This is a genomic window from Fibrella aquatica, assembly GCF_041321135.1.
Taxonomy (GTDB): domain Bacteria; phylum Bacteroidota; class Bacteroidia; order Cytophagales; family Spirosomataceae; genus Fibrella; species Fibrella aquatica.
On sequence record NZ_JBGGWF010000002.1, the window covers coordinates 375,504 to 395,344 of the forward strand.

At 50.7% G+C, this 19,841-nt stretch carries 19 protein-coding genes; 10 read left to right on the forward strand and 9 right to left on the reverse strand.

Annotated elements, in window-relative coordinates:
• Nucleotides 1-13: 13 nt before the first annotated feature.
• The 3 genes from ACAW87_RS05465 to lgt all read right to left on the reverse strand — a co-directional run bounded on the left by ACAW87_RS05465 (nt 14) and on the right by lgt (nt 3,955).
• The gene (locus ACAW87_RS05465; RefSeq protein ID WP_370722148.1) at nt 14-2,164 is read right to left on the reverse strand and encodes a Tex family protein; all 2,151 of its coding nucleotides are present in this window, start codon (nt 2,162-2,164) and stop codon (nt 14-16) included.
• 117 nt (nt 2,165-2,281) lie between these two features.
• Complete coding sequence (locus ACAW87_RS05470) at nt 2,282-2,887, reverse strand: transposase (RefSeq protein WP_370722149.1); 606 nt, start codon at nt 2,885-2,887, stop codon at nt 2,282-2,284.
• Between the two features lie 219 nt (nt 2,888-3,106).
• Nucleotides 3,107-3,955, reverse strand: coding sequence for a prolipoprotein diacylglyceryl transferase (gene lgt / locus ACAW87_RS05475; RefSeq protein ID WP_370722150.1), 849 nt, complete (start codon nt 3,953-3,955; stop codon nt 3,107-3,109).
• 123 nt (nt 3,956-4,078) lie between these two features.
• On the opposite strand from lgt, the gene yidD reads away from it, so the two are divergent.
• From yidD to ACAW87_RS05490, 3 genes are all read left to right on the forward strand, one after another.
• Nucleotides 4,079-4,288 carry a membrane protein insertion efficiency factor YidD gene (gene yidD / locus ACAW87_RS05480; RefSeq protein WP_370722151.1) on the forward strand — a complete coding sequence of 70 codons (210 nt, stop codon included), beginning with the start codon at nt 4,079-4,081 and terminating at the stop codon, nt 4,286-4,288.
• 113 nt (nt 4,289-4,401) lie between these two features.
• Nucleotides 4,402-4,782, forward strand: a complete 381-nt coding sequence (locus ACAW87_RS05485; protein ID WP_370722152.1) for a co-chaperone GroES — start codon at nt 4,402-4,404, stop codon at nt 4,780-4,782.
• 93 nt (nt 4,783-4,875) lie between these two features.
• The gene (locus ACAW87_RS05490) at nt 4,876-5,286 is read left to right on the forward strand and encodes a DUF4174 domain-containing protein (RefSeq protein WP_370722153.1); all 411 of its coding nucleotides are present in this window, start codon (nt 4,876-4,878) and stop codon (nt 5,284-5,286) included.
• A 14-nt stretch (nt 5,287-5,300) separates the two neighbouring features.
• Here the strand turns inward: ACAW87_RS05490 and ACAW87_RS05495 are convergent, their stop codons facing one another.
• Both ACAW87_RS05495 and ACAW87_RS05500 read right to left on the reverse strand, forming a co-directional pair.
• Nucleotides 5,301-6,089, reverse strand: a complete 789-nt coding sequence (locus ACAW87_RS05495) for a LytR/AlgR family response regulator transcription factor (protein ID WP_370722154.1) — start codon at nt 6,087-6,089, stop codon at nt 5,301-5,303.
• Nucleotides 6,086-7,522, reverse strand: a complete 1,437-nt coding sequence (locus tag ACAW87_RS05500; RefSeq protein WP_370722155.1) for a histidine kinase — start codon at nt 7,520-7,522, stop codon at nt 6,086-6,088. The genes ACAW87_RS05495 and ACAW87_RS05500 overlap by 4 nt, the downstream gene beginning before the upstream one ends.
• 206 nt (nt 7,523-7,728) lie before the next feature.
• Between ACAW87_RS05500 and ACAW87_RS05505 the strand changes: the two genes are divergently transcribed.
• The 5 genes from ACAW87_RS05505 to ACAW87_RS05525 all read left to right on the forward strand — a co-directional run bounded on the left by ACAW87_RS05505 (nt 7,729) and on the right by ACAW87_RS05525 (nt 13,292).
• Entirely contained in the window at nt 7,729-8,418 is a 690-nt protein-coding gene (locus tag ACAW87_RS05505) for a response regulator (RefSeq protein ID WP_370722156.1), read from the forward strand.
• Nucleotides 8,419-8,427: 9 nt separating this feature from the next.
• Complete coding sequence (locus tag ACAW87_RS05510; RefSeq protein WP_370722157.1) at nt 8,428-9,789, forward strand: HAMP domain-containing sensor histidine kinase; 1,362 nt, start codon at nt 8,428-8,430, stop codon at nt 9,787-9,789.
• Nucleotides 9,790-10,043: 254 nt separating this feature from the next.
• A complete protein-coding gene (locus tag ACAW87_RS05515; protein ID WP_370722158.1) occupies nt 10,044-10,427 on the forward strand; it encodes a tellurite resistance TerB family protein in 384 nt (127 codons plus the stop codon).
• A gap of 255 nt (nt 10,428-10,682) precedes the next feature.
• Entirely contained in the window at nt 10,683-12,398 is a 1,716-nt protein-coding gene (locus ACAW87_RS05520; RefSeq protein WP_370722159.1) for a glutamine--tRNA ligase/YqeY domain fusion protein, read from the forward strand.
• A 99-nt stretch (nt 12,399-12,497) separates the two neighbouring features.
• Complete coding sequence (locus tag ACAW87_RS05525; protein WP_370722160.1) at nt 12,498-13,292, forward strand: hypothetical protein; 795 nt, start codon at nt 12,498-12,500, stop codon at nt 13,290-13,292.
• Between the two features lie 99 nt (nt 13,293-13,391).
• On the opposite strand, the gene ACAW87_RS05530 is transcribed toward ACAW87_RS05525, so the two are convergent.
• From ACAW87_RS05530 to ACAW87_RS05545, 4 genes are all read right to left on the reverse strand, one after another.
• Entirely contained in the window at nt 13,392-15,494 is a 2,103-nt protein-coding gene (locus tag ACAW87_RS05530; RefSeq protein WP_370722161.1) for a VWA domain-containing protein, read from the reverse strand.
• 108 nt (nt 15,495-15,602) lie between these two features.
• Entirely contained in the window at nt 15,603-16,349 is a 747-nt protein-coding gene (gene fabG / locus ACAW87_RS05535) for a 3-oxoacyl-[acyl-carrier-protein] reductase (protein WP_370722162.1), read from the reverse strand.
• A gap of 85 nt (nt 16,350-16,434) precedes the next feature.
• Nucleotides 16,435-16,911 carry a hypothetical protein gene (locus ACAW87_RS05540; protein ID WP_370722163.1) on the reverse strand — a complete coding sequence of 159 codons (477 nt, stop codon included), beginning with the start codon at nt 16,909-16,911 and terminating at the stop codon, nt 16,435-16,437.
• 221 nt (nt 16,912-17,132) lie between these two features.
• Nucleotides 17,133-18,632 (reverse strand): ATP-dependent DNA helicase, encoded by a 1,500-nt coding sequence (locus ACAW87_RS05545; RefSeq protein WP_370722164.1) that lies wholly within the window; start codon nt 18,630-18,632, stop codon nt 17,133-17,135.
• A gap of 204 nt (nt 18,633-18,836) precedes the next feature.
• Here ACAW87_RS05545 and ACAW87_RS05550 point away from each other — a divergent pair, with 204 nt between their 5' ends.
• Nucleotides 18,837-19,274 carry a CBS domain-containing protein gene (locus tag ACAW87_RS05550; RefSeq protein WP_370722165.1) on the forward strand — a complete coding sequence of 146 codons (438 nt, stop codon included), beginning with the start codon at nt 18,837-18,839 and terminating at the stop codon, nt 19,272-19,274.
• A 62-nt stretch (nt 19,275-19,336) separates the two neighbouring features.
• Entirely contained in the window at nt 19,337-19,840 is a 504-nt protein-coding gene (locus ACAW87_RS05555; RefSeq protein ID WP_370722166.1) for an NUDIX domain-containing protein, read from the forward strand.
• The last annotated feature ends 1 nt before the right edge of the window (nt 19,841 follow it).

A 19,841-nucleotide genomic window follows, 5' to 3' on the forward strand; every position in this document is an offset into this window, starting at 1 on the left:
CTGAAACTTAAATCTATACCATTTTCATGGATAACGCAATTCGTTTGCGTGTGGTATCTACTTCCAGCACCCTCACTGTCACTTGCTGATGGACTTTCACTATCTGGTTGGGGTCAGAGATGTATTTGTTGGCCATTTGTGAAACGTGCACAAGGCCGTCCTGCTTCACGCCGATATCGACAAAAGCACCAAAAGCGGTAATGTTGGTAACCACCCCCGGCAGCACCATTCCCTCGTGCAGATCGGTCATTGTTTTAACGCGCTCATCGTAGGCAAAAACCGTCAGGGCTTCGCGCGGGTCGCGGCCGGGTTTATCGAGCTCAGCCAGAATATCGGTCAGGGTGGGTAAGCCAACGCTTGCCGATACGTACCTGGCCGGGTTTATCTGTTTGCGTAGATCGGGCTTTTTGAGCAGTTCGGCCACGGTGCAACCCACATCAGCGGCCATGCGACCAACCAGTTCGTAGCGTTCCGGGTGAACGGCTGAATTATCGAGCGGATTTTTTTTCGGGTCAGCGGTGGCGTCGGTAATGCGCAAAAAACCGGCGGCCTGTTCGAACGCTTTTGGCCCAAGGCGGGCGACTTTTTTCAACTGGTCGCGTGATTGAAAAGCGCCCTTCTGCGCCCGGTAGGCCACAATATTCTGCGCCAGTTGAGGCCCCAGGCCAGATACGTATTGAAGCAAGTAGGCACTGGCTGTATTGAGCGAAACGCCAACTGAGTTTACGCAACTTTCAACCACATCGTCGAGACTCTTTTTTAGCCCGTTTGGATCTACATCGTGCTGGTACTGACCGACACCGATGGATTTGGGATCAATTTTCACCAGTTCGGCCAGCGGATCCATCAACCGCCGCCCGATGCTGACCGCTCCCCGCACAGTGACATCTTTGTCCGGAAACTCCTGCCGGGCCACGTCGGATGCGGAATAAATTGACGCACCCTGTTCACTGACCATGACAATTGGTTTGCCAAGGTCGAGCGATTGTATAAACGACTCCGTTTCTCGCCCGGCGGTGCCGTTACCAATGGCAATGGCATCAATCTGGTGTTTGGCGATCAGCGTCTGAACAGTTTGAGCGGCGCGTTGCTTTTCATTGTCGGAAGCAAACAAATTCAGCACGGTGTCGGCCACAAGATTACCCTGTGCGTCGAGGCAAACGGTTTTACAACCGGTTCGGTAGCCGGGATCGATCGCCATCACGCGTTTCTGCCCCAGCGGTGGACTGAGGAGTAGCTGGCGTAGATTACCGGCGAAGATGCGAATGGCTTCCTGGTCTGCTTTTTCTTTCGAGAGGTTATCAAATTCGTTTTCAAGGGCCGGGCGCAATAATCGCTTGTAGCTGTCTTTAATGGCCAGTTCCATCTGTTCCTGACTGGCACGGGTGCTTCCGGCATAGGTACGTCCCGCAAATTGCCGGTCGAGGCGATCAAGGGCTGTTTCTTCGTCGGGGGCAATGCTGACGTTCAGAAACCCCTCCGTTTCGCCTCTTCTAAGGGCCAATAACCGATGTGAAGGTACTTTTCGCAGCGGTTCGGCAAAGTCGAAATAGTCTTTGTATTTCGCACCTTCCACGTCTTTCCCCTTCTTTACCGTTGATCGGATAATGGCTTCCCGGTCAAACAGCATCCGAATGCGCTGACGGGCATCGGCATCATCGCTGATGCGTTCGGCAATGATATCGCGGGCACCTTGCAGGGCATCGGCAATGGTAGGCACCGCATCAGACAGGTAGCGGCTGGCGGTTTGTTCCGGGTTTGGGTCTCGCAGGCTGAAGATCCGGTCGGCCAGGGGTTCCAGGCCGCGTTCTATAGCCATCATGGCCCGCGTTTTCCGTTTCTGCTTGTAGGGCAGGTACAGGTCTTCCAACTCGGTGATAGAGTCGGCGTTTTCCAGCTTTTTACGCAGTTCGGGGGTTAGCTTACCCTGCTCGGTAATGGAGCCGATGATGGCTTCCCGGCGTTTGTCGAGGTCGGCCAGTTTCTGGGCCAAATCGCGGATGTTGGCAATCTGGACTTCATCCAGGCCGCCTGTCATTTCTTTCCGGTAGCGGGCAATGAAGGGCACCGTTGCGCCGCCACCGAGCAGGTCGAGCGTGTTGGCAACCGATTTGGCCGGAATAGACAGTCGGCCGGCAATAATGGATTCGTGAGGATGAGGCATTCGATAGTGGGCTCAGCAGTACGTGCTGAAGCAGGTACGTTGCTTCAAAAATAACGCGAAAATTGCCCTGATCGCTCAATTGATGACACTGGTTGCCCATCCGGCCTGGAAATGAAACTAGTAGCTTTTTAATTTATCCAGATCAACATCGTTGAGTACGGACTTTAGCTTTGCCATATCCACACCGCGACCCTTAGCGCTGATCACGAATCGATTATTAACCAGCATCGCTATCTCGCCCGACTTACCTGCGTTATCGAATTTTTCGTAAGCTTTATTCCCGTCAATGGTCGTCGTTTTTTCGTAGCCCGCCTCGGTTTCCCGATCCATATCCACCATCGACCAGGCGGCCATACCCATCATGGCCCCCGAACCGCCCGTGTCGACGATAGAGAGGTCTATGTTTTCTGTGTCGTCGCTGTTTTCATAACGGCCGGTGGCTGTTGAAAAGGTAAAGCCAGCCATTCCGTTCTTTTCACCCTCAGCATTTTTGCGGGGTAATCCGTCGGCCTCGGCGGGTAAGAGTTCCTTAAGCTTGCGAAAGTCGACGGTTTCTACCGGGCCGTTTTTTTGGTTTTCCTCAACTTGTTTAGCCATCTCCTCCGCCGCTTTCAGGGTGCCTTCGATCGATGCCGAGGCTTCATCATTGTCTGTGTCCTTCGTTTTTTCATCATCATTACCACCGCAAGCGGTGCAGCAAAGCATAAAAGCAAGTGTTGCCAAAAGGGGTAGACGGGTGGTGATGCGCTGTGTAATCACGATGGATTCAGTTAGATAGTCAGTAAATCAGTTAGTTGGCCAATATACACTGTCAGATTGATTTTTAGTCAGAGGTTTTAGGGAACGTACCCTCTCTTCGATGTCGACTGGTTACGGCACACAAAAAAACGGGCCAGACTTGGTCTGACCCGTTTTTAGATCGTTACATTTCGTGTTGCCTGTTTACACCAAAGGAATCGAGTTTCGACGGCTTTTGATGACCAGAAATACACCCAGCAGTACGGCCGGAATGCTCAGAATCTGCCCCATGTTCAGGGGTAGCGTATTTTCAAAGGCTACCTGATTTTCTTTGAGGTACTCGTAGAAAAACCGTAAACCAAATACCGTGATCATGAAAATGCCCATCAGCAGACCGCGTGGCGTTTTTTCCTTGTATCGATTCCAGATGCCGAATAATACAAAGAAAAGAATCAGACAAGAGATCGATTCGTACAGTTGTGCCGGGTGGCGGGGTACGTTGGTCGGGTATTCATTGTTGTATTTGAAGATAAACGCCCAGGGTACGTTGGTCTGTAAACCCACAATTTCGTGGTTCATCAGGTTACCAAACCGAATACAGGCCCCTGCCAAAGCGACCAGAATAACGATCCGGTCGGCTGTCCATAAAAAAGTTTGCCCCGTCAGCACGCTTGACTTTCGGCGAGAATACAGCCACAACGCGGTAATGATACTGATGATGGCGCCATGACTAGCCAATCCGCGGTAGGGGGGCAGGATCACCTCCAATGGATTGCGGAACAGCACTTCAGGCTCATAAAACAGATAATGGCCAATGCGGGCACCCAATACGGTGGCTACAACCATGAAAATCAGCAGTGCGTCGAGGTCTTCCTGCGGCTTACGCTCTTTACGGAAGATGTGGGTCATGATCTGCATCCCGATCAGGAAACCGGCGGCGAAAAGAAGACCGTACCAGCGTATTTCAAACGGGCCGAAATTGAGACCGAAAAGGGTGAACGCGTCAACAGCGAAAAGAACTGGATCGGCATCCCAGAGGATATAAGAAAGCATTCGTGCGAGAAGTGAGGAATCTAACGGGCTTTATTTTGTTATCGACAAAGATAGATAGATTTCAATCCCGGATGCGGTACGCTTCGTACGGGTGTTATCAAATTGGTCGAACTGACCACTATTATGAAATATCTTTTGATTGGTCTGGTTCGTTTTTACCAGGGAGCCATCTCGCCATTTTTGCCCAACGCCTGCCGACATACGCCCACCTGTTCGCAATACATGGTAGAGGCTGTGCAAAAATACGGTGCTCTGCGGGGCGGCTGGCTGGGCCTGAAACGAATTGGCCGTTGCCACCCCTGGGGCACCCACGGCTACGATCCGGTACCTTAAAAATTGTTTGTGGTTTGTTGTGTGTGGTTTGTCGTTGCGCTGCAAGGCCACCAGTTCGTGACTCAGCAGCGCAACGACAAACCACACACAACAAACCACAAACCCTAACATGTATGCTGAATATTACACCTGACAATAAACTTACACGCCTGCTTGTTGTAGGCGATCGAGTATTGATTAAACCTAAATCGCCCAGCGACCGTACGTCAACTGGTCTGTACCTGCCGCCTACCGTTCAGGAGAAAGAGCAAGTGCAGTCTGGGTATGTTGTCAAGGTTGGGCCGGGCTACCCAATACCGAACTCGGCGGATGATGAGCCGTGGAAAGAATCGGAGGAGCGGGTTAAATACATGCCGCTTCAGGCGCAGGAGGGCGATTTGGCCATTTACCTGCAACGGAATGCCATTGAGCTCGATTATGAAGGAATCGCCTACGTGATTGTGCCTCAGTCATCTATTTTGCTACTCGAACGGTCAGACGATCTTTTCGATTAATTAATGGTTTTTAGACGTTGGACGTTGTATAGTGGATTATAGTTAAAATAGTTGATTTTTAGGATGCTGTTGATTCGTACTCTCGCTTTTGCTATGTGTTTATTAACTGCATTCACCCACGCTGGAGCGCAGCCCGCTGAGTCTCTGGAGGGCCGTGTAAAAGCCAACCTGTGGAAAAAACGGGTGATTCTGGTGTATGCCCGCGACGAAAACAATGCCGATTTGCTAGCCCAGAAACGGCTATTGGCCGACAACAAGGCCGGGCTTACGGAGCGTGACTTTACGGAACTTGTTGTGCTGGAGTCCAACCTTTCAACCGACGACCGGACGTACCTGCGGGCTGGCGATCGAAAACTGGGTACGTCGGTTGCGTTCATGGCATTTCTGATCGGAAAAGATGGCGGGGTGAAGCAGCGCTATTCAAAGCCCGTTACCGCCGCCGAACTATTCCGAATCGTTGACTCTATGCCGATGCGACAGAGCGAAATGCGCCGGAACAAGTAGTGAAGAGGAGCTATTCACAAACTAAGCAATTGCCGGATAGCGTCGGCGTAGGTGCTGCCCGTTGTGAGTCGGGTTGCTTTTTTGTCGTTCAAAGTCAACACGAATTTTCCGTCAAACTGCTTCTGGCATTCCCGAATTCGGTGACTGTTGACCACCGCCGAGCGACTCACCCTAACAAACGTATCGGGCAGGCGTTCGCAAAGGGTGGTAAGCGTGTAGGAGGTGAGGTACTTTGGGCCGTCGGTGGTGGCTACGAAAACGTACTTCTCTTCGGCTTCAAAATAAGCCACGTCTGATAGCGGTAGCAGAATGATCTTTTCGCCGGTTTTTACCGAAATAGAGTACAACTCTTTTTTGGGTTTCATCTGCTCCAGTAACCTCATCAGATTGTCGGCATACGGGTTAACCAGCGCAGGCCGACTGCCTACGGATTGGGAGCCAGCCAGATGGCGGATTTTGGCGATGGTACGCTCGAGACGCTCCGTTTCAACGGGTTTCAAAAGGTAATCAACTGAGTTTTCTTCAAAGGCACGAATGGCGTACTGATCGTATGCCGTAGCGAAAACGACCAGCGGCATATAGGTGAGTCGGGCCAGCATCTCAAAACCATTGAGCAGGGGCATTTCGATATCCAGAAAAATCAGATCGGGCCGTTCGGCTTCCACAAGGGCTAGTCCCTCAGCGCCATTTCTGGCTTCACCAACGATAGTAAACGTGTCGGTATGCGTATTAAGAAGTCGGCGTAATCGGCTGATTGCTAATGGTTCGTCGTCGATCAGTATAGTATTTAGTGGAAAATTCATGCAGCTTTAAGTTTAATGATCACCTGTTTCAGCGGTTCATTCTGTAGCGTCACGGTTGCGGCCTCTCCGTAAAGTAGCCGTAGCTTGTCCTGAATACTGCGAAGGCCATAACCGCCCCCCATTGTTTCCGGAAAAGCAGGGCCGTTATCGTGTACGCAAAGCGTCAGCCAGCCATCTTCCAGGGTTATTTGTATGTCGATAAGGCCATTGTCGGCTCGTTTGGCTATGCCGTGTTTAATGGCATTCTCCACTATTGGCTGTAGTAAAAACTGAGGAATCAGCGTTTGACTAATCGCAACGCTGATGGGCGAAATGGTGAACGTGAGCCGGTCACCAAACCGAACCGCTTCAACCTGCAGGTACGTCTTCACCATGTCGATTTCGTCGGCCAGACTGCTGAAGTGCGATCCATCTCGGCCGGTGCTATAGCGAAACAGTTTTGACAGGTGTAAGGTCATGGTTTCGGCTTTGTCGGGGTCCTCGTGTACCAGACTGGCAATGCTGTTGAGGGCATTGTACAGAAAGTGCGGGTTGATTTTTGCCTGTAGCGCATCCAATTCAGCCCGATTCTTTAGCTTCTCCATATTAAGCAGTTGATACTCTTGCTCGGTCATTTTTCGGGTAAGGCTGCGGCCTTGCCTGAGTGCATACAGGAACAGATTTCCAATGGCCAAACTGGCTAAAATATACAGTTGCCAGGGGGCAGTGCTGTTGTCGAGAGGGTCAGCCGAGCCTTTCTCGAGGGCTTTAACGAAGGGCCTTCCCAGCAGCCTGTAACTCCCCAGACTTACAACCATAAACACAGGGATGGTAGCGATACTAAAAACCAGGTGCCTCATCCAATTGGTCCGAAACCAGTTGTCGAGTCGCCCCGACATCAGCCAGGCCAGTATGAAAATGGTTATGCCCTCCGTTATGTTTTGCCAGGCGATAAACCGGTTCAGCCCTGCAATGAGCGGGTCTTTAGTGGTTAAAATGATGTTCGTAAAATATATGATGCCGCTTGCGCCGTAGAACAGCAGAGCACTCAGCACCGAACCAATCAGCAGTCCCCAAAACGGCCTGGCAAGTAGCTTAGTCAGCGAGACAGGTTCTGTTGAGTCACTCGGTATGCCCGTCCAGTCGGTGGCCATGAAATTTAGCTTCGTTCCCGTAAGGGTAGCTCCCTTCAGGTTTGCGTTTGAGACGTCGCCAAAACGAAGGTTGGCGTTGGTGAGGTCAGCATTCTCGAAGTTGGCCCCGCGTAGATTGGCGAAACTGAGATCGGCCTCCCGCAGGGTTGTGCCTTCAAAATTAGCCCGGCGCAGGTCGGCAAACCTGAAATCGGCGTTGGAGAGGTCTAGTCCGCTGAAATCGAAGTGATTGAGGTCTTGTCCTCTCAGTTGAAGACGTTTGGTGCCGGTTGTTCGTTGTAGGAGTTGTTCGCGGGTCATGGAACTGAATGAAGGTTATGCGACTGCCCTGTCTACCGGGTGATGCCGGAAACAAACCTACAAGCTGTTGCTGGTTTTGGGTATAGCTTTCCGACGAACCCACTCTACTGGCGAATAAATACCGGCAGACGGGCGATAGAAACAGGAGCCAACAATAACCAGACTATTGAGTTATCGGAATATACCTTCATGAAACTACTTAGTAAATGCCAAATAAGCCCCACCTGCTCGTTGTTGAAGACGAGGTTAAAGTAGCTACAGCCCTGAAAAGAGGCCTGGAGACACAAAGTTATTTTGTCGACATCGCGCACGACGGTCGTGAGGGAAAACGACTAATTGGTGAAAATCGCTACGATTTGCTCATTCTGGACGTTAACCTACCGGTGATGAGCGGGCTCGACCTAGCCGAATATGCTCGCGTCAAACACGAGCGTATCCCAATTCTGATGCTGACGGCCCTCGATTCTACTAATGACAAACTACTGGGTTTTGAAGCTGGTGCCGACGATTATCTGGCCAAGCCTTTTGAATTTGTGGAGTTGTTTGCCCGCGTAAAGGCGCTGCTTCGTCGGTCGGCAACGGTCGACATTGCTGAGCCGGTGCTTCGGCTGGCCGATCTTGAACTGGATCGATCAGCCAAAGTGGCCCGCCGACAGGGGCAAACCATTGATCTGACCGCCCGCGAATATGCCCTGCTCGATTACCTCATGCGGAATGCCGGCCGGGTGCTTTCCCGAATTGATATTGCTGAGCATGTCTGGGATATTAATTTCGACACAGGGACAAACGTAATAGACGTGTATATCAATTACTTACGAAATAAGATTGATAAGCCCTACCCAACAAAACTGTTGCATACGGTAATTGGGATGGGCTACACCCTGAAAGAGAAATAACTCACTCTGATGACTATACGCTCTCGCCTGACGCTTTGGTTTACGGGTATTGTTTCGGTGCTGTTACTGGTATTTTGTCTGGTGCTATATGTGGTGGCGGGTGAGCTAAGACAACGCGAATTTCGTGATCGTCTTCGCGAAGAAGCGCTCACATCGGTGAAACTGCTTTATGGACGGCAGGCCATAAACCTGGAACTGTTTAAACTCCTTGACCTGAACCACATGACGGTGCTCAACGACGAGGAGATAATTATTTACGACGATACCGACCAGATTCGGTACGAAAGCGGAACCGATTATCTGGACGTTAACAAGGCCACGCTTGACCGGGTTAGACGGGAAAAAGAAATATTCTGGCGCGAGGGCGACCGTGAAATTGTAGGTACGTTGTTTGCCAACCAGCAGAGTCGCTTTGTCGTATTTTCGTCGGGGGTAGATAAATATGGCTTCACCAAGCAGCGAAACTTTACACGGATTTTGCAAATAGGTTGGCTGGTAGCCACGTTGGCCACCCTGGCGGCGGGCTGGTTTTTTGCCGGCCGTAGCCTCTACCCGTTGCGCCGGGTTATTGGTCGGATCGACGGCATCACGGCTACTAACCTCGATCAGCGACTGCCAACCAGTGCTGATGAAGATGAAATAGACCAGCTATCGACGCGGTTCAACCAAATGCTCGATCGGCTCCAGAAAGCGTTTCAGACGCAACAAGCTTTTGTCTCGCACGCCTCGCACGAATTACGTACCCCGCTGACGGCTATTTCCGGGCAACTGGAAGTGTCGCTGATGACTGAGGATGACCCGGCAGAGCTGAAAGAAACCATCACGTCTGTACTCGATGATGTGCGGGGCCTGGCTAAGCTCACCAATGGGTTGCTGTCGCTGGCCAAGGTGGGCGTTGATGCCTCGGCCCTGCGCATGGCCCCGTTTGCGCTCGATGAATTACTTTGGAAAGTCAGGGCAGAAGTACTTCGGCTACACCCGGATCATCAGGTGGTGGTGATGCTGGACGACGTACCTGGAAAAATGCTGAGCTGGCAACTGACTGGCAATGAATCACTGTTGTCTACTGTATTGCTGAATTTACTGGAGAATGGCGGAAAATTCTCGCCCGACCATCGCGTTGTTGTGCATCTGGGTCAGCACCTGAATTTGTTTATTATCCGGGTACACAATCAGGGCAAACCGATCCGGACCGAGGAGTTACCCCAGCTATTTGACCCGTTTTGGCGGGGTAGTAATGCACAGGGAATTGCTGGTCATGGCGTGGGTTTGTCGCTCGCTCACCGGATTGTTCAGCTGCATAAAGGCCGGATCGAAGTGGAATCGAAAGAAGGATTTGGTACCCTGTTTACGCTTAGCTTACCGCAATGAATTGGATAATGGACGCTGGTTTTTAGATGTTGGATGCTGGACTTTAAACCAAAAAGACAGGGCCAGAGACTCATAGCCGTTGTCTGAATCCAGTCTTCAGCGTCTAGTGATCAATATTCAGTGTCCAATTGCAGTTCTAACGCCGTTCTAATTGGGCGCTAATGGGGGCCTAAGGTGGTCAGTGCACCTTTGTGGCACATTAGTTGGTTCAGGCAGTCAACTGACTGCTCTGGTCCAGGTAAACAAGATAGCATATGAACACTACTGACAATGACGTTGAAACATCGGATAGCCCTGATCTCTACCTGGGTCTCGGTAGCATGATTTACGCCATGGCTAAGGCCGATGGGCGTATGCAACTGGAGGAAATGCAAACAGCCAAAGAAATTTTGGCGAATGAGCCGCATGGTTCGCTGGCTCTGTATGCACTTATGCTTCGCGAAGATTATGAAGAAACCGTAGAAGAGGCCTACGCCTTTGCCATGCGCCGTTTTGTTAATCAGCGTGCCCAACTCACAGAGCCAACTAAAAAACATTTTGTCGGTATTCTGCAACGCATTGCCAGCGCTCATGACGATGTGTCGCAAAAGGAACATGCACTCATTCAACGTTTCCGGCGTGATTTGCGTCGTTTGTAAGTGCACTTACCTAGGTTTGATTGTCTGAGGAGTTCTCTTCTAATAAATTACTAATCAGCCCCGTACGGAAAAGGTTCTACTGTTTCGATGGTAGCATTTTTCTGAACGGGGCATTTTAGTGTCTCGTCTCCAGACCATAACGTACCTGACAGACTAGTAGGTACGTTGTAGATCACAGGGTGTTTTTGCTTGTCAAACCCACCTGATCACTGTAATTTTGAGAGTTTACGAGGATACAACCGGAGCGCACTAACTATGACACCAGCCGCCCATGAGTCATCGACAGAGAGGTCGCTGAACTTTATAGAGCAAATTATTGAAGAAGATATTTCGGCCGGTCTGCACGATGGCCGTATACTGACGCGCTTTCCGCCCGAGCCTAATGGCTACCTGCACCTGGGGCACGCCAAATCGATTTGCCTGAATTTTGGTCTGGCTCAACGCTACGGTGGACAGACAAATCTCCGTTTCGACGATACCAATCCTGTTACCGAAGATACCGAATACGTCGACTCGATCAAGGCCGATGTGCGTTGGCTGGGGTTCGAGTGGGCCGAAGAACGGTATGCTTCTGATTATTTCGAGCAGTTATACGGCTTTGCGGAAGCGTTGATTACACAAGGCCTGGCCTATGTTGATGAATCGACGGCGGCCGAAATTGCGGCTATGAAAGGTTCGCCCACCGTGCCGGGTCAAGCAAGTCCGTACCGCGACCGGTCTGCGGAAGAAAACCTTGCTTTGTTTCGGGAAATGCGGGCAGGTACGTTCCCGGATGGGGCTAAAGTACTGCGGGCCAAAATCGACATGGCGTCGCCGAATATGCATTTTCGCGACCCCATTATCTACCGCATCAAGCACGCTCATCACCACCGCACGGGAAATGCCTGGTGTATTTACCCCATGTATGATTTTGCGCATGGGCAGTCTGATGCCATTGAGCAGGTTACGCATTCGGTTTGTACGCTTGAGTTCATTCCGCACCGCCCGCTTTACGACTGGTTCATCGAAAAGTTGAGCATTTTCCCGTCAAAGCAATACGAGTTTGCCCGGCTGAACCTGACCTATACCGTGATGAGTAAGCGCAAGCTGAAAAAATTGGTAGAAGGTGGTTTCGTGTCGGGTTGGGACGATCCGCGGATGCCGACTCTGGCTGGTATTCGTCGGCGCGGCTACACAGCAGATAGCCTTCGCGAATTTTGCGAGCGCATCGGTGTAGCTAAACGCGATAACCTCATCGATGTAGGTTTGCTGGAATTCTGCATTCGGGAAGAATTGAACCGCACGACCGACCGCGTGATGGCCGTAGTAGATAACAACCCGATTAAACTGGTGCTGACCAACTACCCGGAAGGGCAGGAGGAAACGTTGCATATCGAGAACAATCCGGAAGATACAACGTCGGGTACGCGAGCGGTGCCATTTGGCCGCGAAGTCTACGTGGAGCGCGACGACTTCATGGAAGTGCCACCCAAAAAATACTTCCGGCTGGCACCGGGGCAACTGGTTCGTTTGAAAGGAGCATACATCGTGCGTTGCGATGAGGTTATTAAAAACGAGTCGGGCGAGGTAACGGAGCTGCATTGCACCTACATTCCTGAAAGCAAAAGCGGTCAGGATACGTCGGGAATCAACGTGAAAGGCACCATTCACTGGGTGTCTGTGGCGCATGCCGTGCCGGCCGAGGTGCGTTTATACGACCGACTGTTTGCCGTTGAAAACCCGGCGGTTGAAGAGAAAGAAATGGAGTCGGATGATGACAATGCGTTTTTGTCGTTGCTCAATCCAACCTCGCTTGTGGTTATGAAGGCGCTGGTTGAGCCTAATCTGGCTGACCGGGCTGTGGGGAGCCGCGTTCAGTTTATGCGCAAAGGCTACTTTTGCGTCGACGCCGATTCTACGCCCGGCCATCTGGTGTTCAACCGCACGGTGACGCTGAAAGATGCCTGGGCGAAAGAGACTAAGAAAAATTAGTTTAAAGTTCAACGTCTAACGTTATACTGTCTATCAACTATATAGTAATTTGGTAGCACAACTTTAAACGGTAGACGTTGACCCTTCAACTATTAGTCTATGCAGCAAATCGTTTACATCTCTCGCCGGTTATTCCTGGTGCCCGTTATAGCCGGGTTGCTGTGTAGTTGTGCTCCGAAACAATATATTCGACTACAGCCTATATCAGGTCCGGTGGCGTCTGTTGACGGGCGGCTGGTAACAAAAGCAAGCGCTGACAGCGTAGAAATTGTTGCTTCGTATGAACGGGAAGACATGGAGTACATGGCTCTCGATATCGAGATAAAGAACCACACGACGCACGCCATCGACATTGACCCTGCCGATTTTCAGATTGAATTGCTCGATGCCGACCGTCAGCCGTTGCAACTGTCAGGCACCACGAACAAGAGGCAAGCGGCCGATCCGGGCTATGAATTCAATCGTTCCGAATACAAGATTAAGCGGGAGGAAAAGCGGTTAAAGACAGCTAAAATTATCAATACGATCGCGTTGGTAGCCGTAGTCGCGAGCGATATTGCTTCGTCATCTACCTCGCGTAATACCCGCGATTTCAGGAGTTGGGTTAGCAATAGAGCGACCCACAACGTGGCCTATAATCTAATCCAGGCCAAGCGGGTAATCGATCATGGCGTATTTGCCGATCGCATGCAGCGCTATCAGTTTGAAGCATACCGTTGGCGTGAACTGGCTTTAAAACGGATGCTCGTACAACCCGGTGAGTCGGCAAGGGGGTTTGTGTATTTGCCCAAGCAAACAAAAGCCGCCTTCATGAACCTGAGTTATCCAACCGCCTCAGGTACGTCCATCGAGGTTCTTTTTGAGCAAACCCTGTCGAAGGCAAAGCCGAAATGAAACGGTTTGTGGTTTGAGGTTTGTGGTTGCGCTGCTATTTACCGAATGGTGATATAGCAGCGCAACCACAAACCACAAACCACAAACCACAAACTGTTTCTAGTACCCTCCATTATACTTCCGCAGTGCCCACTCGACGCTGGCGATGGTGAGGATCAGGAAGAAAATCCAGCGCCAGTTGATCAATTCGTTCAGCGTCTCTGTACTGCTCAGTCGGGCCGGGTTATCCTGTTTGGTCAGGTCATTCACCAAACTGGCGGTGCTGGACCCTGTGCGGAACGTACCTCCGGTTTGGGTTGCTAACTGACGTAATAAGCCATGGTCAGCAGTAGTATTTAATGCTTCTAATTGCACATCACGAACAATAAATTGCCCCGACGATTGCTCTGCCCGGTTGTTGAGCGTGGCCGTGCCTTTGTAACGGTATACGCCATCGGGCAGGCGGCTGACATCGAAACGGCTGTTGGCCTCTGTGGGGGTGTAGGTAAAGGTGCGGGTTACTTCGCGCTCATCAATCAGTTCTAGCTTAATGGGCGTATCGTATAGCCGTTCGTAGATGTCGTTATAGAGTTCGGTTTCAAACGAAACAGTTTCGCCCGCGATGAACTCATTCCGAATAGGATAAACACGTAGTTTGCGCCGGTCTTCTTTTACCGAGATGAGCTGTAACACCTTCTGAATCAACTCGTCGACAACCTCCTGTTTGTCGGTTAAGGCGTACTCCTCCAGCCTCCATTGCCAAATGCCTTCGCCGAGCAGAACCGCTGCTTTCCGGGTCCCAGTTGTGTTTAGCGCCAGCATGGGCTTGGTGGTGCGCACCGTGCCAATCTGTTGCCAGAGTACTGTTTCGCTGCCGGGTAGCAGCTTGTATTCACCGTAGGGCGCTGTTAGGGGTGGCAGTTTGTCAAGGAGTTCAAGTTTGGCGGGGTCAAAATTTAGTTGCTTGAAACTGCTATTGAAATAGGCTGTCGTTTTATCGACCTGATTGGGTGGGCCCAATACACTGATAACAGGGTTGATCGGGTTGAGCGCCGCGGTAGATGATTGTGCACCCACCACAAAAAGGGTTGGCGTATTCTGCGCCATCAGCCTGGCCACGGCCGCATTGCCCATGTTACTAAGATCGGGAAGCTGATGAAGAATCAGCAAATCGTAGGTTTTATCGATCGGAATACTCGACCCCTCTGCGGCAGTCAATATGCGTACATCGACCTCGTAGTTCTGATTTTTTTCCAGAATAGCGCGTATAGCTTTCAGATCCGGGTGCGGTGCCAAACCCAGGAGAAGGACTTTCTCACGACCGTCAATGACTTCGATATATACATCCTGCCGATTATTGGCGGTGCTGAATTCGCCCGCCTGAGGTAGTACCTCCACCGTTAGGCGCTGTACACCTTTCTGCGTAGCCGATGTCTGAAAACTGACCTGCGCAAACGTGTTTTTCTGATCAAAGCGAACCGTTTGTCGCCCCACTTCGCGAGATCCCTGCCGAAGCACCACAACAGCACTGCGACCCTGAAAGCCGTTGCTGATAATTTCGGCCTGCACAGGAAACGCATTATTCAGGTACGCTACCCGGTTGGCAATAACGCCTTTAAGCGACACATCTTTTTTAGGAATGGTATCGCCAAGGCCAACCGTATGAACGGCGAAAGGGAACGAGGAAAACGTGGGCGAAAGTCCCTGATTGGCAATGCCATCGGATACCAGCACTACATCGGTCAGATGGCGACCTTCATAATCGGAGCGGATGCCCGTGAGCAGGGATGCCAGATCGGTGGTGCGCTGCCGAAACGAAAGCTGGGTTAAATCATCTGTGGCAGATGTGTCGGCAAGCGTACGAACCGCAACTTCATAGCCTTTATCCGTTAACTGCTGCCGCAGGGTATTCAGGAATGTTAATGTCTGATTCAGGGCTGGTCTGCCTGCCGCGGCTACTGATTCCGAATTGTCGATAGCCACCACAACCTTGGGGGCTTCGGTGCGTGTCTGGAAACTTCTGAGCAGTGGATTAAGCAGCAGAAATGCCACCAGGCTCACCACCACAAAACGCAACAGGGCTAGTCCCCAGTTTAATTGCTTTCCCCAGCCGCCCGGAATACTGTTTCCCGGTAAGGGCTGATACATAGCCACCGCATAAACGGCCCCGGCCAGTAAACAAACGGCCACCCACCAGGGAGAACTTTGGAAAATCAGAGACATAAAATCAGAGTCGGAAGTCAATAGTGAGCAGTCGATAGTCGCGCTGCTTCATTTGCACATGATACTACTGCAGCGCGACTATCGACTGCTTACTATCGACTTTCGACTTTAAGTCAGCATCCCGCCATCAACCTGTAACACCTGACCGGTTATGTAGCGCGACAAATCGGAGGCGAGGAACAGACAGGCATCGGCTACTTCTTCAGGTTGACCGCCCCGTTTTAACGGAATTGACTGTTTCCATTCGTCAATCGATTTTGCGTTAAGCTCACCAGTCATCTCTGTTTCGATGAAGCCCGGCGCAATGGCATTCGAGCGGATATTGCGGGAGCCTAGTTCAAGCGCCACCGATTTAGTAAAACCAATGATACCCGCTTTGGAGGCCGCATAGTTTGCCTGACCCGCATTGCCGCGTAGACCCACTACCGACGTCATGTTGATGATTGAACCTGCTTTGGCTTTCATCATGGGTTTAATGGCTGCTTTGGTGAGATTGAAGATCGACTTCAGGTTGATGTTGATCACCGTATCCCACTGTTCCTCGGTCATGCGCATCAGTAAACCGTCGCGGGTGATACCGGCATTGTTGATCAGAATATCGAGGCGACCAAAGTCGGCCACTACCTGCGTCACCAGTTCATCGGCTGCTTTATGGTCTGAGGCATCGGAACGGTAGCCTTTAGCCACAATTCCGAATTGAGCCAGCTCGGCTTCGAGTGCCTCCCCTTTTTCAATGCTCGATAGGTAGGTGAAGGCCACATTAGCGCCTTCCTGCGCAAAACGGAGGGCAATGGCTCGTCCAATTCCACGCGATGCACCCGTAATGAGGGCGACTTTTCCTGCAACTAAATTCATGTAGGTAGTTAATTGACTCATCGACGTACCTGCTCAGGTACGTTACTCAACGAGTCAAAAATACGGGATTGTGAGGGGATGACAATTAATTTTTCGTCCCTGTCAATATGGTAATTTTTCTAAATGTGGGATCTTCTGAAACACCTGAATACGTGACTTTTTGTTGTCCACCGTCGCGCACGAACATCCCGCTTCCCGTAAACTGACCAACGAACGTAGTACCGTTCACAATGATCGGTTCGGTTTTCTTATCCAGAATGGTGAAGGTACTATCTGCCAGCGAGGCGGTTAATTTCTCTTTTAGCCCCGGCGCGTCAAAATCAAGGATTAATTCATTGTTATTCGTTGATTTGGTTACCCCGAGTGTGCCTGTATACGATTCAGGATTAGTTGCCGCACCGCCGCCTCCGATCCGAATAACGACGTTATAACCAATGGCATAGGTACCTACCATCCTGTCGCGCCGATCAACATTGGGGTTTACAATGTCTACGGTTGTTGTTTTTTTGCAGGAAGTGGCTAAGCCTGCCACGGCGAAAAGAATGACAATTAGGTATTTCATAGTGTTGTATATTATGGGTGATAGTCTCGCTGGAGAAAGAAGATAAATTTCAAAAACCGTGCCTTAGATCTTCCCGAGGCCTGTTAGAATAGTAACGTAAAACGGAGTTGAAATGAGATTAAGCAGGCGTATTTACTTCAAGTCGTCTTCTGGTCTAAACCATAATTGACCAGGTAGCGCTCGTTGTCAGGTACGTTCTCACGGTGTGCGAGCCCGGGCAGTCATACGAAGAATTCTGGGTTGAAATTCATCAGAAACGCTTCATCAGTGGCGCGGGTGAGGGCGGTGTAAAGCCAGCGAATGAATTCCTGGTTGGTTTGGCCTTCCGGCAAGTAACCCTGATCGATAAACACGGCATTCCACTGCCCACCCTGGGCTTTATGGGTAGTAAGCGCATAGGCAAACTTTACCTGCAAAGCGCTCAGATACGGATCGCGACGAATGGCCTCCGATCGTTCTTTTTTGTTAGTGATGTACTGATAATCTTTCGACACGCTCTCGTATAATACCTTGTTCTGTTCCTGACTGAGTGAGGGCGTAGACGTATGCAGCGTATCCAGAATGATTTTGGCCTCGAAATCGGGATGATCTTCGTAATCGATGAGATGGAGAGTCACCGTTGCAAAGCGAAATCCGTGCATTTCTTCCTGCCGACGAACCTTCATTACCTCGGCAAACTCGCCATTAGCCAAAAAACCAGCGGGCGAATCATCACCCAGAATTGTGTAGTTGTTGCGGGCAATCATCAGCATATCTCCTGCATCCAGCTCTTCCTCGCAATTGTCGATCATTCGCCGGATAAACTGATTATACTGCACCGCCATTTTATTAGACCTACACAGAATAGCCGTATTCTCGCGGCCATACTTGTTGTAGGCATACCGAATACCGTCTTCCAGTTTGTTCAGCGGCATTTTGAACAGGTCCTGAAACGGTTTCGTGGTAATTTGAATAGACGGGGTGGCCGCCGGTGTGGGTTGCGAATCGCTCATTAACCGCTCAAAATTAACCGGAGCCGGTTCGTTCGACGGATTCAGGATATCGTCGGACAGCAGTTGGCGAAGTTCGGTTGCATTGTACAGAATTCCCGACTCCACATCCTGCCGCATTACTTCGGTCAGTTCCTGCTCATACACCGTCATATCGAACGAACGGGCCAGAAACCCCCGATCCAGCGCCGGGCTACCGTCACGACCCACGGGGGGTAACTGGGCGGTGTCGCCCACGAGCATGAGTTTGTTGCCGGGGTTTTCGAAAACAAATGAAATCAAATCGCTGAGTAGGCCTTTCCCACCAAACTCGGCTTCGTCGGAAATCATAGAGGCCTCATCGACGATAAAAAGTGTTTGTTCGTGGTAATTTTTTTGTCGCTGAAAAGCCAGTGTCGCTGAGCCCTGCTCGGCCACCTGCCGGTATATTTTGCGGTGAATGGTCTGGGCTGATTTTTTCGAGTAATTCGACATCACCTTGGCAGCCCGGCCGGTGGGGGCCAACAACACCGATTTGAAGCCAAAACGGGGTAATACCTTGATGAGTGTGCTGATAAGGGTAGTTTTCCCCGTACCGGCGTAACCGCGTAGTAAAAAGCAGTCGCGGTAGTGCTCAAACTCCTGGGGGGTGATGAATTCGCCGATTTTTCCGAAGAAAGAAAGTTGGCCTTCGGTTGGCTTATACGGAAACCGTTTTACTAATAGCTGGGTCGCCGTCTGCGTTTCGTTCATAGGTCTAAGATACGAAAATTCGGTTGAAAAGAGAAGCTGAAAGTAAGCGATATGCGAGCAGGAGCGGGGCCAACAGCCGTTCATTTTTCAGTTTACCCAAGGCTGGAGACACGTTATGAAGCCGCTGCTGCTGAAAAAAAAGTAAGTGATTGCGTGGTCGCCTAAAAATGCATAGATTCACCTTTCCGTAAACTCCTTCACTCTATGACAATTCGGCAAGTACTTCAGGGTAAAACCATTAATACCATTTATTCGGTGTCTCCGGCCGAAACAGTGTACGCCGCGCTGGAACTGATGGCGGCCAAAAATATTGGTGCCGTACTGGTGCTGGAAGGTGGCGATCTTGTCGGTATTTTCTCGGAACGAGACTATGCCCGTAAAGGAATTCTGCAGGGCCGGGCCTCTAAAGATACCCTGATTCGCGATGTAATGACGGCCAATGTCATTACGATCACGCCCGAGCAGTCGCTCGAATCGTGTATGGTTATTATGGCTGATAAACACATCCGGCATTTGCCCGTTATGGACGGTGAGAAACTGGTAGGAATTATCTCGATCAATGACGTGGTGAACACCATTATTCACGATCAGAAAGCCCGGATCAATTCACTGGAGAGTTATATTACCGGTAGCTCGTACTAGTCGACTTTGTGTAGCGGGTTTGCGTATATTTGCCCCCCTGTTTTAAGCCAACTACGCTACACGTGTCTCAACAAGCACATAATTCGCAATCGCTGGTAACTGAACTGTATGGCCACCGATTGCGAATTCGCGTTTGTGGGTTATACCGGGAAGGGGATCGGCTATTGATGGTAAAGCATCGCGGACTGGGCGAATCAGGTACGTTCTGGGCTCCACCGGGTGGTGGTATCGACTTTGGCGAGACCGCCGTGTTGGCCCTCCAGCGCGAAATGTTGGAAGAAACCGGCCTGATAGTTGACGTAACACGGTTATTGTTCGTCTATGAATTTATAAATAGTCCACTTCATGCCGTTGACTTGTTTTTTGAGCTTAACCGGGCTGAAGGAGCGTTACAGGTTGGAGCCGATCCGGAAATGAATGGGCAGGATCAGCTTATTCTCGATGTTCAGATGATGACCTTCGAGCAAATAAAATCCTTACCAGCCGGAGATGTTCACGGTTTATTCACTCGTTGTGAAACACTCGATGAGGTGTTTGCTCTGACTGGGTATATAACTCAAATTTGAT

What these genes read in the sequence shown, in the direction of transcription:
- ACAW87_RS05465 (WP_370722148.1), bottom strand. Translation starts at nt 2,164, where the DNA reads ATGCCTCATCCTCACGAATCCATTATTGCCGGCCGACTGTCTATTCCG.
- ACAW87_RS05500 (WP_370722155.1), bottom strand. Translation starts at nt 7,522, where the DNA reads ATGACCCGCGAACAACTCCTACAACGAACAACCGGCACCAAACGTCTT.
- ACAW87_RS05530 (WP_370722161.1), bottom strand. Translation starts at nt 15,494, where the DNA reads ATGTCTCTGATTTTCCAAAGTTCTCCCTGGTGGGTGGCCGTTTGTTTA.
- ACAW87_RS05510 (WP_370722157.1), top strand. Translation starts at nt 8,428, where the DNA reads ATGACTATACGCTCTCGCCTGACGCTTTGGTTTACGGGTATTGTTTCG.
- ACAW87_RS05485 (WP_370722152.1), top strand. Translation starts at nt 4,402, where the DNA reads ATGCTGAATATTACACCTGACAATAAACTTACACGCCTGCTTGTTGTA.
- ACAW87_RS05505 (WP_370722156.1), top strand. Translation starts at nt 7,729, where the DNA reads ATGCCAAATAAGCCCCACCTGCTCGTTGTTGAAGACGAGGTTAAAGTA.
- ACAW87_RS05550 (WP_370722165.1), top strand. Translation starts at nt 18,837, where the DNA reads ATGACAATTCGGCAAGTACTTCAGGGTAAAACCATTAATACCATTTAT.
- ACAW87_RS05515 (WP_370722158.1), top strand. Translation starts at nt 10,044, where the DNA reads ATGAACACTACTGACAATGACGTTGAAACATCGGATAGCCCTGATCTC.
- ACAW87_RS05525 (WP_370722160.1), top strand. Translation starts at nt 12,498, where the DNA reads ATGCAGCAAATCGTTTACATCTCTCGCCGGTTATTCCTGGTGCCCGTT.
- ACAW87_RS05540 (WP_370722163.1), bottom strand. Translation starts at nt 16,911, where the DNA reads ATGAAATACCTAATTGTCATTCTTTTCGCCGTGGCAGGCTTAGCCACT.
- ACAW87_RS05495 (WP_370722154.1), bottom strand. Translation starts at nt 6,089, where the DNA reads ATGAATTTTCCACTAAATACTATACTGATCGACGACGAACCATTAGCA.
- ACAW87_RS05490 (WP_370722153.1), top strand. Translation starts at nt 4,876, where the DNA reads ATGTGTTTATTAACTGCATTCACCCACGCTGGAGCGCAGCCCGCTGAG.
- fabG (WP_370722162.1), bottom strand. Translation starts at nt 16,349, where the DNA reads ATGAATTTAGTTGCAGGAAAAGTCGCCCTCATTACGGGTGCATCGCGT.
- ACAW87_RS05520 (WP_370722159.1), top strand. Translation starts at nt 10,683, where the DNA reads ATGACACCAGCCGCCCATGAGTCATCGACAGAGAGGTCGCTGAACTTT.
- yidD (WP_370722151.1), top strand. Translation starts at nt 4,079, where the DNA reads ATGAAATATCTTTTGATTGGTCTGGTTCGTTTTTACCAGGGAGCCATC.
- lgt (WP_370722150.1), bottom strand. Translation starts at nt 3,955, where the DNA reads ATGCTTTCTTATATCCTCTGGGATGCCGATCCAGTTCTTTTCGCTGTT.
- ACAW87_RS05545 (WP_370722164.1), bottom strand. Translation starts at nt 18,632, where the DNA reads ATGAACGAAACGCAGACGGCGACCCAGCTATTAGTAAAACGGTTTCCG.